Source organism: Pseudomonas sp. R2-60-08W (assembly GCF_003852335.1).
In the GTDB taxonomy this organism is placed as follows: Bacteria; Pseudomonadota; Gammaproteobacteria; order Pseudomonadales; family Pseudomonadaceae; genus Aquipseudomonas.
The window spans coordinates 4,527,049-4,542,597 of the sequence record NZ_CP027731.1 but is presented as its reverse complement, the minus strand read 5'-3'; the positions used below and the strand labels follow the sequence as shown (position 1 = coordinate 4,542,597).

10 protein-coding genes are annotated in these 15,549 nt (G+C 60.9%); 2 read left to right on the top strand and 8 right to left on the bottom strand.

Annotated features, from left to right (window positions below):
• Positions 1–136 precede the first annotated feature (136 nt).
• A complete protein-coding gene (gene nadA / locus C4J90_RS20700; RefSeq protein WP_124420708.1) occupies positions 137–1,195 on the top strand; it encodes a quinolinate synthase NadA in 1,059 nt (352 codons plus the stop codon).
• Between the two features lie 134 nt (positions 1,196–1,329).
• On the opposite strand, the gene C4J90_RS20695 is transcribed toward nadA, so the two are convergent.
• The 6 genes from C4J90_RS20695 to gcvH form a co-directional block, all read right to left on the bottom strand.
• Positions 1,330–1,818 carry an RDD family protein gene (locus C4J90_RS20695; RefSeq protein WP_124420707.1) on the bottom strand — a complete coding sequence of 163 codons (489 nt, stop codon included), beginning with the start codon at positions 1,816–1,818 and terminating at the stop codon, positions 1,330–1,332.
• A 93-nt stretch (positions 1,819–1,911) separates the two neighbouring features.
• A complete protein-coding gene (locus tag C4J90_RS20690; RefSeq protein WP_034109143.1) occupies positions 1,912–2,124 on the bottom strand; it encodes a cold-shock protein in 213 nt (70 codons plus the stop codon).
• A 393-nt stretch (positions 2,125–2,517) separates the two neighbouring features.
• Positions 2,518–3,642, bottom strand: a complete 1,125-nt coding sequence (gcvT, locus tag C4J90_RS20685) for a glycine cleavage system aminomethyltransferase GcvT (protein WP_124420706.1) — start codon at positions 3,640–3,642, stop codon at positions 2,518–2,520.
• 37 nt (positions 3,643–3,679) lie between these two features.
• Positions 3,680–5,056, bottom strand: a complete 1,377-nt coding sequence (locus C4J90_RS20680; RefSeq protein ID WP_124364165.1) for an L-serine ammonia-lyase — start codon at positions 5,054–5,056, stop codon at positions 3,680–3,682.
• A gap of 160 nt (positions 5,057–5,216) precedes the next feature.
• Positions 5,217–8,054: an aminomethyl-transferring glycine dehydrogenase gene (gcvP, locus tag C4J90_RS20675; RefSeq protein ID WP_124420705.1), complete on the bottom strand. Its 2,838-nt coding sequence runs from the start codon at positions 8,052–8,054 to the stop codon at positions 5,217–5,219.
• A 10-nt stretch (positions 8,055–8,064) separates the two neighbouring features.
• Positions 8,065–8,448 (bottom strand): glycine cleavage system protein GcvH, encoded by a 384-nt coding sequence (gene gcvH / locus C4J90_RS20670; protein WP_032879722.1) that lies wholly within the window; start codon positions 8,446–8,448, stop codon positions 8,065–8,067.
• A gap of 358 nt (positions 8,449–8,806) precedes the next feature.
• Here gcvH and C4J90_RS20665 point away from each other — a divergent pair, with 358 nt between their 5' ends.
• Complete coding sequence (locus C4J90_RS20665) at positions 8,807–13,477, top strand: hypothetical protein (protein ID WP_124420704.1); 4,671 nt, start codon at positions 8,807–8,809, stop codon at positions 13,475–13,477.
• A 9-nt stretch (positions 13,478–13,486) separates the two neighbouring features.
• Here C4J90_RS20665 and C4J90_RS20660 read toward each other — a convergent pair whose 3' ends face one another.
• Together C4J90_RS20660 and C4J90_RS20655 are read right to left on the bottom strand one after the other, a co-directional pair.
• Positions 13,487–14,995, bottom strand: coding sequence for a sigma-54-dependent transcriptional regulator (locus tag C4J90_RS20660; RefSeq protein ID WP_124364162.1), 1,509 nt, complete (start codon positions 14,993–14,995; stop codon positions 13,487–13,489).
• Between the two features lie 188 nt (positions 14,996–15,183).
• On the bottom strand, positions 15,184–15,546 hold the full coding sequence (locus tag C4J90_RS20655; RefSeq protein WP_124420703.1) for a DUF5064 family protein: 363 nt from the start codon (positions 15,544–15,546) through the stop codon (positions 15,184–15,186).
• Between the last annotated feature and the right edge of the window lie 3 nt (positions 15,547–15,549).

The following is a 15,549-nucleotide window of genomic DNA, read 5'->3' as shown; positions in this document are numbered from 1 at the left end:
GATATTCTGTAGCCTTGCGCAGCTTCAGCTTTACCCGTGCTTGATGACTACACACTTCGTCCGGCGGCGCCCGAAGGGCTCCTGAGCCGGTGGTACACTCGACTTTCGCGCTACTGCGCCTGCAGGTCTTGCGAACATGACGCACATTTCCGAACGCCTACTGGTTCAAGCCCACCTCGACGCCAAGCAGCCCAAGGCCCTCAGCGCCGATGAAGAGGCGAGCCTGCGGGCCGCCATCGCCGCCGAGCTTAAAGCGCAGGACGCGGTGCTGGTCGCCCACTTCTACTGTGACCCGGTGATTCAGGCCTTGGCCGAACAAACCGGTGGCTGCGTTTCCGACTCCCTGGAAATGGCGCGCTTCGGCGCTGCTCACCCGGCCAAGACCGTGCTGGTGGCGGGGGTGCGTTTCATGGGCGAAACCGCGAAAATTCTCACCCCTGAAAAACGTATCCTGATGCCGACCCTGGAAGCCACCTGCTCCCTGGACCTTGGGTGCCCGGTGGATGAGTTTTCCGCCTTCTGCGATCAACACCCCGAGCGCACGGTGGTGGTCTACGCCAACACCTCGGCGGCGGTCAAAGCCCGCGCCGATTGGGTGGTGACCTCCAGTTGCGCGCTGGAGATCGTCGAAAGCCTGATGGATAACGGCGAGACGATTATCTGGGGCCCGGACAAACACCTGGGCACCTACATCCAGCGCCAGACCGGTGCCGACATGCTGCTGTGGGACGGTGCGTGCATCGTGCACGAAGAGTTCAAGTCCAAGCAGCTGGAAGACATGAAGGCGCTGTATCCGGATGCCGCGATCCTGGTGCACCCGGAGTCGCCGACAGCGGTCATCGAATTGGCGGACGCCGTCGGTTCCACCAGCCAGCTGATTGCCGCGGCACAACGGTTGCCGAACAAGACGTTCATCGTCGCCACTGACCGTGGCATCTTCTACAAGATGCAGCAGCTGTGCCCGGACAAGGTCTTCATCGAAGCGCCTACCGCCGGTAACGGCGCCGCGTGCCGCAGTTGCGCGCACTGCCCGTGGATGGCGATGAATACCCTGGAACGCACGCTGCAATGTCTGCGCGAGGGCAGTAATGAGATATTCGTCGAGCCGTCAGTGATTCCCCATGCCGTGAGGCCGCTCAAGCGCATGCTCGATTTCACCCAGGCTGCGCGCCTGAGGCTGGCCGGCAACGCCTGATCTGAGACTGGCTCGGTCAAAAATGTGGGAGGGGGCTTGCCCCCGATGGCGGTATATCAGTGACATATAAAGTCCTGACACACTGCTATCGGGAGCAAGCCCCCTCCCACATTTGATCTGCACCAGGCAGGGAGTTATTTCTTCTGCTTCGGGATCCGCACCAGCCGCGTGTCCGAATAGATGTCATGCCAACTGCGCTTGTGCTTATCGAATAGCGACCAGATAAATCCCAGCCCTACGCACAGCCACGAGGCGATCGACACCACAAAGCGCAACAGCGCCTGCCACAGACTGATGCGCGAGCCATCGGCGTTCTGCACGCGCACGCCCCACACCTGCATGCCCAGGGTCTGCCCCGAATGGGTCCAGAATTTGGCGAAGAAACCGAACAGCACAAACAACAGGAGGGTCGACAGCAGCGGGTCGCCGTCCAGTGCGCCGGATTCGGTGAGGGTGCGCATCTTCGCTTCGCCGGCGAAGGCGATCCATATCAGCTTGTAGATAAACGCGGTGACGATCAGCAGCGCGGTGCATAAAAGAAAATCATAGAACATCGCTGCCAGGCGACGGCCCAGGCCAACTGCGGGAAACTCGCCTTGGGGGCTCAACAGGGCTTTGGGCATGGCAGGGCTCTCTGGGGAAAACTGCAGTTTACGCAATAGCGCCCATAAAAAAGCCCCTGATGTCATATCAGGGGCTTTTTGTCGCAGGAAGGATCAGCCTTCTGCTTGTACTTCGTCAGCTTGCATGCCTTTCTGGCCTTGCACGGCCTTGAAGGTGACCTTCTGGCCTTCTTTCAGGCTCTTGAAGCCGTTGCCCTGGATAGCGCGGAAATGCACGAACAGATCCGGACCGCTTTCTGGTGTGATAAAACCAAACCCTTTTTCGTCGTTAAACCACTTGACGGTACCGCTCTGACGATCAGACATTTTCTTCTTTCCTTTGACGCTAAAAATTAATGACAGCCCCTTTCACATGAAAGAGTACTGGGCTGGGTTGCAGGAAAGTAAGAGACGTCGAACGGGTTGTAGCACTACTACTTCAGCTACTGCCCAGGTCCAGGTTCCAAGCGACCCATGCAAACACAGTGGAGAAACTCTACGCCAACTAATATGAAAAAAACAAGCCCTGCCAAACAGCCCGAGATTGCTCGGGCTGATGACAGTTTTGTTGAAGTTGCGCAGCTGTCTTATTCGATAGATTCGATCACTTGTTATAGGGAAAAACCCCGAACAATTACTATCACGCGTGCACTGTTATATGGCGCTTGCGTTACAGTTTAGTGCACGGCACGCAAGCGCGTTACTTATTGAAACAGACATTCAGCCGCGGAAGTAACGCTGCGGCACGAATGGCATTTTACTTACACGCAACGGCACCTTTTTCCCACGCACCAATGCGCAGACCTCGGTATCCAGTGCGACAAATGCACTGTCCAGGTACCCCATCGCCAGCGGGCCGCCCAAGCTTGGACCAAAGCCTCCGCTGCACACGCTGCCGATCACCGTGCCCTGTTCATCAACGATTTGCGCCCCTTCACGCACCGGGGTGCGCTCCTGCGGCAGCAAGCCTACGCGTTTGCGGCCTACGCCCGTTTGCTGCTGGGTGAAGATCCGGTCTGCACCCGGGAAGCCGCCGGCACGCGCGCCATCGGCACGGCGGGCCTTGGAGACGGCCCACAACAGGCTGGCTTCAATCGGGGTGGTGTCGGTGTTCATGTCATGGCCGTACAGGCACAAGCCCGCTTCCAGGCGCAGGGAGTCACGAGCGCCCAGGCCGATCGCCTGTACTTCGGCCTCGGCCAGCAGGCTGCGGGCCAGGCTTTCGGCGTTTTCAGCCGGCACGGAGATTTCAAAACCGTCTTCCCCGGTGTAGCCCGAACGGCTGGCGTAGCAGTCCACGCCCAGCAGCCGCAGGGAGGCGAACTGCATGAATGTCATCTTGGTGACTTGCGGTGCCAGGCGCGCCAGCACCTTCACCGCCGCCGGGCCTTGCAGGGCCAGCAGCGCGCGCTCTTCGAACAGCGGTTCGATGCTGCATTGGTCGCCGATGTGCGCGCGCAGGTGTGCCAGGTCCTGATCCTTGCAGGCGGCGTTGACCACCAGGAACAGTTCGTCGTTGCCAAGGTTTGCCACCATCAGGTCGTCGAGAATGCCGCCCTGGTCATTGGTGAACATCGCGTAGCGCTGCATGCCCACCGGCAGGTCGATGATGTCGACCGGCACCAGGGTTTCCAGGGCCTTGGCGGCGTTGGCGCCGGTCAGGCGGATCTGGCCCATGTGCGACACATCGAACAACCCGGCCTGTTCACGGGTGTGCAAGTGTTCCTTCATTACGCCCAACGGGTACTGCACCGGCATGTCGTAGCCGGCGAAGGGCACCATGCGCGCGCCCAGCTCGATGTGCAGGGCGTGCAATGGGGTTTTCAACAGGGTTTCGGTGGACATGTTCAGCTCCTGAAAAACGTGCCGGCGCGGTCAGGCGTCAGCACTCGATAATGTTGACCGCCAAACCGCCACGGGCGGTTTCCTTGTATTTACTCTTCATATCGGCGCCGGTCTGGCGCATGGTGCGGATCACTTTGTCGAGGGACACAAAGTGTTGCCCATCGCCGCGCAAGGCCATGCGCACGGCGTTGATCGCCTTGACCGAGCCCATGGCATTGCGCTCGATGCAGGGCACCTGCACCAGCCCGCCAATCGGGTCGCAGGTCAGGCCGAGGTTGTGTTCCATGCCGATCTCGGCGGCGTTTTCCACCTGTGACACGCTGCCGCCCAGCACTTCGCAGAGTGCGCCGGCGGCCATGGAACAGGCCACGCCGACCTCGCCCTGGCAACCGACTTCGGCGCCGGAGATCGAGGCGTTTTCCTTGTACAGAATGCCGATAGCGGCGGCGGTGAGCAGAAAGCGCACCACGCCGTCTTCGTTCGCGCCGGGGATAAAGCGCATGTAGTAATGCAGCACGGCGGGGATGATCCCGGCCGCACCGTTGGTGGGCGCGGTAACGACGCGCCCGCCGTTGGCGTTTTCTTCGTTGACCGCCAGCGCATAGAGGTTGACCCAGTCGAGCACCGACAACGGGTCGCGCAGGGCCGACTCGGGGTTCTTGCACAATTGCCGGTGCAGCGCGGCGGCTCGGCGCTTGACCTTCAGCCCACCGGGCAGGATGCCTTCATTGCGACAGCCGGCGTCCACGCAATCCTGCATGACCTGCCAGATCTTCAACAGGCCGGCACGGGTTTGCGCTTCCGGACGCCAGGCGCTTTCGTTGGTCAGCATCACCTGGCTGATGGACAGCCCGTAGGTGGCGCAATGGCCGAGCAAGTCCTTGGCGTGCTTGAACGCAAAGGTCAGTGGGGTGGCATCCTCGACAATTCGATCAGCACCGGCCGCGTCTTCATCCACCACGAAACCGCCGCCGACCGAGTAATACTCACGGCTGCGCACCTGGATGCCGGCGGCATCGAAGGCGCGAAAAATCATGCCGTTGGGATGGTAGGCGAGGGGTTTGCGAATCATCGCCAGGTGGGCTTTCTCGTTGAATGCAATGCTGTGTTCGCCGAGCAGGTTGAGGCGCCCATCACCGCGCATCTGCGCCAGGCGTGCGGCCACGGTTTCGGTATTCACGGTGTCCGGGTGTTCGCCTTCCAGGCCGAGCAGCACGGCTTTGTCGCTGCCGTGGCCTTTGCCGGTGGCGCCGAGCGAGCCATAGAGTTCCACCTTGATGCTGTGAGTGGCGCTGAGCAGGTTGTCACGCTTGAGCCCTTCGACGAAACGAGCGGCGGCGCGCATCGGGCCGACGGTGTGGGAACTGGAAGGGCCGATGCCAATCTTGAACAGGTCGAACACGCTTAAAGACATGAGTTGTTCTCCGGTTTCTTATTATGTATCGGGTGTACTCGGTCAGTGTGGGAGGGGGCTTGCTCCCGATGGCGGTTGTACATTCAACCTATCTGTTGACTGACACTCCGTCATCGGGAGCAAGTCCCCTCCCACCTTTTAAGCGAGTACACCCCCGAAGTTACGCGTAGCTTTCAATCGATGGACATGCGCAAACGAGGTTGCGATCGCCAAACACGTTGTCGACCCGGCCCACCGGCGGCCAGTACTTGCCTTCGATCAGCGACGCAACCGGGTACACCGCCTGCTCGCGGCTGTACGGGTGGTTCCACTCGCCCACCAGTTCCGCCGCAGTGTGCGGAGCGTTCTTGAGCGGGTTGTCGTCCTTGTCCAGGGTGCCGTTTTCCACTGCGCGGATTTCTTCGCGAATGGCAATCATGGCATCGCAGAAGCGGTCCAGTTCTTCCTTGGATTCACTTTCGGTCGGCTCGATCATCAAGGTGCCGGCCACCGGGAACGACATGGTCGGCGCATGGAAGCCGAAGTCGATCAGGCGCTTGGCCACGTCATCCACGCTGATGCCGCTGCTGTCTTTCAATGGGCGCAGGTCGAGGATGCATTCATGCGCCACCAGGCCATTGCTACCGGTGTACAGCACGGGATAGTGCTCTTCCAGGCGACGGGAAATGTAGTTGGCATTCAGGATCGCCAACTGCGAGGCGCGCTTGAGGCCGGCGCCGCCCATCATGCTGATGTACATCCAGGTGATCGGCAGGATGCTTGCACTGCCGAAAGGCGCTGCGCACACGGCGCCTTCCTTGCGTTCCATGGCCGCGTGGCCAGGCAGGAACGGCGTGAGGTGCGACTTGACGCCAATCGGGCCAACGCCCGGGCCGCCACCGCCGTGGGGGATGCAGAAGGTTTTGTGCAGGTTCAGGTGGGACACATCGCCGCCGAACTTGCCCGGCGCGCAGAGGCCGACCATCGCATTCATGTTGGCGCCGTCGATATACACCTGGCCACCGTTGTCGTGAATGATCGCGCAGATGTCGCGGATGCCTTCTTCGAACACGCCGTGGGTGGACGGGTAGGTGATCATCAGCGCGGCGAGGTGCTCGCGGTGCTCGATGGCCTTGGCGCGCAGGTCGTCGATGTCCACGTTGCCACGGGCGTCACAGGCGGTGACCACCACGCGCATGCCAGCCATGTTGGCGGTCGCCGGGTTGGTGCCATGGGCCGACGAGGGGATCAGGCAGATGTCGCGACGCGCTTCGCCACGGCTCTGGTGATAGGCGCGGATGGCCAGCAGACCGGCGTATTCACCCTGGGAGCCGGCGTTCGGCTGCAGGGAAATCGCGTCGTAGCCGGTGGCCGCGCAGAGCATGGCTTCCAGGTCCGAGGTCAGTTGCAGGTAGCCGGCGCTTTGTTCGGCCGGGGCGAACGGGTGCAGGGCGCCGAATTCGGCCCAGGTCACCGGGATCATTTCGCTGGCGGCGTTGAGCTTCATGGTGCACGAGCCCAGCGGGATCATGGTGCGGTCCAGCGCCAGGTCCTTGTCGGCCAGCTTGCGCAGGTAGCGCATCAGCTCGGTTTCCGAATGGTAGCGGTTGAACACCGGGTGGCTGAGGATCGGCGACTGGCGCAGCAAGGCGCTTGGCAAGGTGCTTTCAGTGGCGGCGAAGGCAGGCAGCGCCTTGCCATCGGCGAAGATCGCCCACAAGGCTTGGATATCCGCCTGGGTCGTGGTTTCGTCGACCGACAGGCCGACACGCTCGGTGTCCACCACGCGCAGGTTGATGCGCTGGGCACGGGCCTTGTCGTGCAGGACGGCAGTGTTGGCGCCGGTGTTGAGGGTGAGCGTGTCGAAGAAGTGTTGCTGCTCGACCTTCAAGCCCAGGGCGGTCAGGCCCTTGGCCAGGATCGCGGTCAGCTGGTGAATGCGCTGGGCGATCTGGGTCAGGCCCTTGGGGCCGTGGTACACGGCGTACATGCTGGCGATGTTGGCCAGCAGCACTTGGGCGGTGCAGATGTTGCTGGTGGCTTTCTCGCGACGGATGTGTTGCTCGCGGGTCTGCATGGCCAGGCGCAGGGCCGGCTTGCCGAAGCGGTCTACCGAGACACCGACCAGACGGCCCGGCATGTCGCGCTTGAACGCGTCCTTGGTGGAGAAGTACGCCGCATGCGGGCCGCCAAAGCCCAATGGCACGCCGAAGCGTTGCGCGCTGCCGATGGCCACGTCGGCGCCGAACTCGCCCGGCGGGGTCAGCAAGGTCAGGGCCAGCAGGTCGGCGGCCACGGCGACCAGGGCGTTGGCGGCGTGGAAGCGTTCGGTCAGCTCGCGATAATCGAACACATCGCCGTTGCTGGCCGGGTACTGCAGCAGGGCACCGAAGAATGGGCTGACGTCGCTCAGTTCGCGCTCATCGCCCACTACCACGTCGATGCCCAATGGCTCGGCACGGGTGCGCAGTACGTCGAGGGTTTGCGGGTGGCTATGGATCGAGGCGAAGAAGGCGTTGCTGCCCTTGTTCTTGCTCAGGCGCTTGCAGAAGGTCATGGCTTCGGCGGCAGCGGTGGCTTCGTCGAGCAGGGAGGCGTTAGCGATCGGCAGGCCGGTGAGGTCGCTGATCAGGGTCTGGAAATTCAACAGCGCTTCCAGGCGGCCCTGGGAAATCTCTGGCTGGTACGGGGTGTAGGCGGTGTACCAGGCCGGGTTTTCCAGCAGGTTGCGCAGGATCGGCGACGGCGTATGGCAGTTGTAGTAGCCCTGGCCGATATAGGTCTTGAACAGTTGGTTCTGGCTGGCGATGGCTTTAATTTTGGCCAGGGCCTCGGCTTCGCTCAGGCCGTCTTCCAGGCCGAGCACGCTGGTGCCCTTGATGCTTTCCGGGATCACGCTGGCGCTCAAGGCTTCCAGGGAATCGAAGCCTAAGCTCGCGAGCATCTGCTGCTCATCTTCCTGGCGCGGGCCGATGTGACGGGCGATGAATTCGTTGGCGGTGCTCAAGTTGATCGTCATGGCGCGCTCCTCAGGCTTCGGCGTTGGCTTTGATCAGGCGGTCGTACGCATCCTGATCCAGCAGTTTAGCGACCGCCTCGGCATCAGCCGGTTTAAAGCGGAAGAACCAACCTTCGCCCATCGGGTCTTCGTTGACCAGCTCCGGGCTGCCATCGAGTTTGTCGTTCACCTCCAGCACTTCACCGTCCAACGGCATGTACACGCCGCTGGCGGCCTTGACCGACTCCACGGTGGAGGCTTCAGCACCCTTGTCGTAGGCCTGCAACTCCGGCAGTTGCACGAAAACCACATCACCCAGCGCGTTCTGCGCGAAAGCGGTGATACCCACGGTGACGCTGCCATCGGCTTCGGCGCGCAGCCATTCGTGATCTTCAGTGAAACGCAACTCGCTCATGGAAACTCCTCAGGGCCAGATTCGTCTGGTGGACGGGATTGGAATAATGAGGAGTTGCTTAGCAATATTGCGGCCAGTTCCATTAATTCTTTATAAATCAGTTGGTTACTAAGTATGGCTATAGGGTGATGTGTTTCGGCTGTAGCGATTTCGCTACAGCCAGACGTGCGAAAAAAAGCCTATGTGGATCAAAGCCTTGCATGGCGCGCAAAAAACAGGGTTGTAGCGAAATCGTTACGCTGTAGCGCTTTCAGTACGGATAGGCGTCGCTTTTGGCGTCTGCCTGCGCGATCTATCTACCGTAACGGATGCCCGACCGCGCTTTAACGTGCGCCATCCCGTTATCAGGATGCGTCCCATGTGTGCTTCAACTGCAAATTCCCCGGAACTCACCCAGGCCCGGAAGTCCCGCGATTACTTGGCCAAAGTGTTTGCCCACCGCCTGAGCCTGACCGAGGTGGCCCAATCGATGATCCAGGCGTGGATAAGCGAATGGTTTGCCGGTTCCCGCCTCCAGGCGAGCAATAGCTGGATCGGCGTGACACAGCCGGGCGGTCACTACACGCAACTCATCGCCTTGAGCGATGCGCTGATTAAACGCTGCATGAGTGGCGAAGCGTTGAACTACACGCCAGGGCATCATCAATTGTTGATCCGGTCGGGAGCGGAGGTTTTCCAACCGGTGACCGAAGCCATCAGCGTGGATGACATTGAATTGATGCTCAACACCCTGGCACTCGGCGTGCTCGCGGGGTTTTGCGAGCGGTTGGTGGAGTACTGGAATGCTGACGTGCCCGGTGTGGCCAGAAGTCGCTGGTATGCAGTCCGCGAGCAATTAAGAGCATGCCTGCTCACGGCGCGGCAGAATCCGCCGTTGACACCGGAGCAAGCGGGATGGCTGCTGGGGCTGGGCAATGATTACCAGGAACTTTGGGCGTACCAAGCGGACCGAGAGGCGCTGGACAAACCTCATGTGCTGCGCATCTATCAAGTCTATGCCGCCCAGGATGGTCACGGTGGCGAATGGCTGCCGCTGTTGGTCCTGCAGCGGCAGGTCCAGGGCCAGCAAATCACTCTGGTCTACGTTCCGGCGATGAACCTGCTGAAGCTCGATACCCCGGACGCGTTGGGTAACCTGTTACCTCGCTACATGAACCACTACCTGCCCGGAGTGCCCGTCAACTGGGTGCTTCGTGAGCCGATGTGCGATGTGTTCGAGGCTTTGGCCCAGACCTTGCTCGAGCGTCAGCTTCGCACCCTGTATCGGCTCGACTGGTCGGCACTTCCCGACATTGGCAGCTATGAAAACCTGTTCATCACCCTCACGTCGCCCTTGGCCTGGTTCGACCCGGATTACCTCCAGCAACCTCACGAAGAGCAGCTGCCTGTCTGGCTGCAACAGGCCAACAGGGCCGATCGCCTGGTGTATGGTCAGTGGCTCGAACGCCTGGAGCGCTCGCAGCGAGTCACCGGTGGTGCGTCATTCCTGGATGGCCTTGACCCTATCGATGTGTATGCACACAAAGCCCTGCAACGGCAAATGCGCCTGGACCACCCCACGCAAGCGCTTATCAACCCGGACGATTACCTTCTAACCTTCGAACACACCCAGGGCGCAACCGTCGGCTGGACGCAACGCACCTCCAGGACCTTGACCCAATGGTCGCTGGAAAACCCCTTCGCCACGGCCTATGCCCGCGTGCAGATCAGCAATCAGGCCACGCCGGGTCAGGTGCCCGGATGGATCACGCCGGCGTACCTCAAGCAACTGATCGAACGCGTGGATGTGGGCAAGCACTACCCCGCACTGCTTGAACATGCGCTGATAGCCGACCCGGCGGAGTCCGCACGGCGGCGTCGATTGTTCGTTGATCAGATGGCGATCCAACTGCCGATGCGCGCCCTTGAAAACAGCCTGCGCCGGCGCTATGGCTTTACTCGGGCTGGCGCCTTGGTGGTGCGAGCGGTGCTGCAGGACGATCCGCAAAAGCGTGTGATCGACGGTGAAGTGATAGCGGCCCGGCCTCTGGCATTTCTGATCCATGCCGGGGGGCTTGCCCATCGAGCGGATAACCTGTTTGTCATCGGCCCGCGTGACAACAGCCAATTGCCCCATATTCTTTATCGGCCGGATCAAACCGAAGCCGTGTTGCAACAATTCCCCAGCCGCCAGGCGTTGCTCGACGAGATCGCGCGAATGGGCAGCGACCTGCAAAGCGTGGTGCTGCAGCGCCTGCCGGAGGACAGCCGGGCCGTGTTTGGCAATGGCGGCTTTTTGCGTCCTCACGTTCAGCGTTTTCTTCAAGGCGATGAATACGACGTGCAGCCCAGCTCAAGTCCGGCGCTGCTCAGCGATGAGCCGGTGCAGGGCGATTTTCTGGCGGCCGTCTTCGATGACAACGCCCAAAGCCTGTGGCAGCTCGCGGTGAAGCAGTCTGCGTCGAACCAGGCATTGCGCTGGACCTTGTTCAAGAATGATCTCTGGCAATTGTTCAATGCGTTGTTGCCCATGATCAGAGGGCCCGTGGCGGTCGCGGGCTGGCTGTTCCAAACCTTCAGGACCTTTCGGACAGTCCTGGCTTTACCGGCCCAGGCCAGTCGTGAAGACACGGCCAATGCCCTCGCCGAATTGATGGGCAGTGTGGCCGGCCTGCTGCTGAGCCCCGTGGTCACCCTGGATCAGCGTTTACGCCTGCGCGCGATCAAAACCGTTACGACAGGCGTGGTGTCAGCTCCGGAGGTGATCCCGCCCAACCACGTTCGCCAGTCGGCGTCGACGTTTGCCTGGCAGCGTTCACTCGCCGATATAACCGCCATGGATTATTCCTGGGCCAACTCACGGTTCAGGCTTACCCCGCAGCAGCAGGCGCAGTTGGAGACGTTCCAATGGTCACCCCAGCGTGGAGAACGTTGGCCTGAGCGGCCCACGATTGTCTCGGCCGACAGCCCTGTGCGCGGTGGGGTCCAGGTGCTGAGTGACAGTGCCGTCGCCAGCGTTGAAAACTACACGCTGATAGACGGCAAGCTGTATGGCGTGAGGGCTGTTGAGGCGGGCTGGCGTCTATTTGACCTCAGGAACTCCCAGCGCCTTGGCCCCTGGCTCAGGAAGAATGCGCGCGGTGCCTGGAAAGTCGACCTGGGCCTGCGCTTGATCGGTGGTCAACTCAAGAACACCGCCATCGGGCAGCGTGCGCAAATCGAACAGAAAAACCTCGCGCTGCAGCAGGCGTACAACGAAGTGAGCGCCGAGTTGACGAACGCTGAACGCGTGGTCATTGCCGCCGAAAACCTGTGCGAAAAGGCGCATTTAAGTGCTGAAGGTCTATTCACCGACTCACTGCGGCAAAACGCCAGGGCGCGCTTTTTGAAGGAACTGGAGAAAAAAGAGGAGGTGCAACTAAAAAAACTTAATGTGCTGGTGCAAAAAAACGCCAATAGGCCCGTGGATGGTTTTGAAAGAGAGCACAGTTTGCAATTGGAGGACATGCTTAAAACCATGCGCCGGCGAATGTACGTATTGAAGTTCAATCGCATGCAAGAGCAGTTTTCCAAAGTGAGTCTGGATCAATTGACGGCGCAGTTGGAACACGAGGACGTGGCCGCCGTCCAGGCGGCTTACGGTGCGCTGACCGAGGAAGCGCGAAAGATCGGCGAATTCCAGGACAAGATGGTCAACTTGAGTTTTTGGGAGCGCGTCTTTTACGAGCGGTTGCTGAGCATTCCTGGATATAAATCGTACATCGGCGAACTGGCGCCTTCTTCCCATGGCTTGCCACTGGACTGGAGGACCTTGCAGCTGCAGACGCTGAAACAGCTGATATGGCGCCGGCAGCCCCTGCCTGAAGAGCGCGACGATGTCAGTCGGGTCAAGGTGGCGATTGACGAGGCGATTCAATCGGCCCAATCCCAGAAGACTATTGACGAAGCCGGCGTGCTGAGCGTGCAGCAGCGCATCGATGGGATCCAGGCCATTCTGCATGAGTACGCCGGATCGCGGGCGATACTGGATGAATACCGTGCAGCCGCGCCGGACTTGATTCATGGGGACATCGAGGTGCCGGTGGAAGAGGCGATCCTCAGCCTGGAACAGGAATCGAGAATAGCGTTGGCCAAACTGCTCCGCGAGCAAGAGCGTAACCCCCAACCCGCCACCGTGCGCACGCCCGGTGCAGGTCAATGGCTGGTACGTGACTCAAAGAGACGCTATCAGTTGGGGCGGGTTCGTGCGCGCACGCCGCAGGCGAGCGAAGACATCGTGGATCTCATCAGCCCTGTCGACCAGACGGTGGTTGTCAGCTTGCATCAGCGGGTGGGTTCGGCGGAGTTCGAAGCGATTCCCGAGGCGGTCGCCGTGGTGCCACGCCCGATACGCTCCCTGGAAAACCTCAAGCGCGATGCCCGTCGGCTGCTGGACAGAGAGCCCATTGTGCAGCAGCAGGCCCGTGCCGAAGCGCTTGCCTCCAACGTGGCGGACAACGTCCAGGCCCGGTTGACGCGGCAGTCCGAAGCGATCAGGGCCGTTGCCGAGAAGATTCGCAAGGCGCTGCCTGAAGCGCCCGATGCCGTATCGCAGGCCCTGCTCGATGAATTGGAGCAGGTCTCCCGCCGTTACCTGGAACAGGGGCGACTGTTGCGTATCGACATGCTCAAGCGTTTGCCTCTCGATGAGGACGGGATTGCCTGGCTCCATGCCCAGGATCAGGTGCTGATACTACGCATCGAGGGGCGTATCGCACTCAAGCGCGTCGATGATTTTTTGCAGGAGTATGTGGTCAAGGACAAGCAGGGCAAGGTCCTGGCGTATGCACACTTTCATTACACGACGCTCACCACACCCGACAGCGCTTACAACGCCGGCCATTTGAAGCGGCCGGAGCAGCGCTTCATGAGTTTCCGCAGCCTCGCTGACAAGACCGACCGGGATGTCATCGCGATCTACTATTCGCGCATCAGCGCACCCATGGCCGAGCAACTGTTTTTCAGCGCTAAAGGTTCAGTCAAGCACCGCGGACGACGCTCATTCTGGTGAAGGGTGGGTTCAGGGTTTGCCGGGAATGCCGTACTTGCGCAAGCGATGGGCGATGGCGGTATGGGAGGTCTGCAAGCGGCTGGCCAACTGCCGCGTGGAGGGATAGCTGACGTAGAGTTTCTCCAGCAGGCTGCGTTCGAAATCCTCGACGGCCTGTTCGAGGCTGTCGATTTCACCGTCGCTCTGGCGGGCCACCGAGGTGCCAGCGATGTCCAGGTCGCCGATATCCACCAGGCTGCTTTCGCAGATGGCGGCGGCGCGGAAGATCACGTTCTGCAGCTGGCGCACATTGCCCGGCCAACGGTTGCCCAGCAGCGCCGGATAGGTGCCTGGCGCCAGGCGACACACCGGTCGCTGGATCTGCGCGCAGGCCTGCTGCATGAAGTAGCGGGCCAGCAACAAGATGTCCTGACCACGTTCGCGCAGGGGCGGCACTTCGACGTTGAGCACGTTGAGACGGTAGAACAGGTCTTCGCGAAAGGTGCCTTCGCTGACCATTTTTTCCAGGTTGCGGTGGGTGGCGCTGAGGATGCGCACATTGACCTTCACTTCGCGGTCGCCGCCCACCCGGCGAAAGCTGCCGTCATTCAAAAAGCGCAGCAACTTGGCTTGTAGGTACGGCGACATTTCGCCGATCTCGTCGAGAAATACCGTGCCTTGGTTGGCCAGCTCCATCAGCCCCGGCTTGCCACCCCGTTGCGCGCCGGTAAAGGCACCGGGGGCGTAGCCGAACAGCTCACTTTCGGCGAGATTTTCCGGCAGCGCGGCGCAGTTCAAGGCCAGAAAGGGTGCACTGTGACGGGCGCTGATCGCATGACAGGCGCGTGCCACCAACTCTTTGCCGGTGCCTGTTTCACCCTGGATCAACAGCGGCGCATCCAGCGCGGCCACGCGCTGCGCGCGCGCTTTCAAGGTGCGGATCGCCGGGGATTCGCCCAACAGCGCGTCGAAGCCTTCGGCATGGTCGTGGTGCAGCGCCGATAATTGCTCGCCGATGCGGTTGGGCGGGTAGAGGGTGAGCAGGGCGCCGGCATCGGTGATCGGTGTGGCGTCCAGCAGCAGGGTCTGGCCGTTCACGCTGATCTCGCGTAGCGGCAGGCGGAAGCCGTGCTCCAGCAAGGTGTTGAGTAGCCCTGGATCGTTGAACAGCTCGGCGATGCTTTCCCCGGCCGGTTCGCGCCCGTAAAGAGCGATCAGCGCCGGGTTGGCCAGCAGGATCTTGCCCGCGCTGTCCAGGGCCAGTACCGGGTCGGTCATGGCCGCCAACAGCGCGTCGAGTTGCAGGTGGCGGCGTTGGCCGGGGAGGATGTCGACCACGGTCACCGCCTGCACGCCCTGCACGCTGAACAACGCATCGCGCAGTTCCTCGAGCACCTCGGCGCTCAAGGTCGGCGCGTCGATATAGACGTTGGGCGGCACCATTTCCACCGCATCCAGGTTGAGATTGCGCCCACCGAGCAAGGCCAGGACTTCCTGGGTGATGCCGACGCGATCGATGAAGCTGACGTGGATACGCATGGAATGGTGTTGGGTTCTGGCGTGCGAGAGACGGCAAGTATGCCTGACAGGTGATGGAGATCAAAAATGTGGGAGGGGGCTTGCCCCCGATAGCGGTGTGTCAGCCAAAGATTTATCAGCTGATCCACCGCTATCGGGAGCAAGCCCCCTCCCACATTTTTGAACAGTGTTGTGTCAATGCAGGCGCGTTATGTCAGGTGCTCAGGCTTGATCGGGTCGCCCGATTTCACATCCAGCTGGTGCCGCACATCTTCGAACATCAAGTCGTACTGCTTGTGCATCGAGCCATTCAACACGGCCGTTTTCGGCATGCCGTATTTCTGCGCGATATTCATCGCATGCCGCGCAAAGTCGAAGGCCTGGTCCTTGGGCAGGAAAAACTCCTCCTTGAGGTCCTTGCCCTGCACCGAACCGTGCAGTTTGAACAACATGCCCTTGCCTTCCTTGGGGTCCTGGCTGACCTCATAGTCGATGCACAGGTTGTAGCTGTAGTCGTCTTTGTTCAGCGCGTGACGTTCGACGTGCAAGTGTCCCGGTTCAAAGGTAGCCATAGG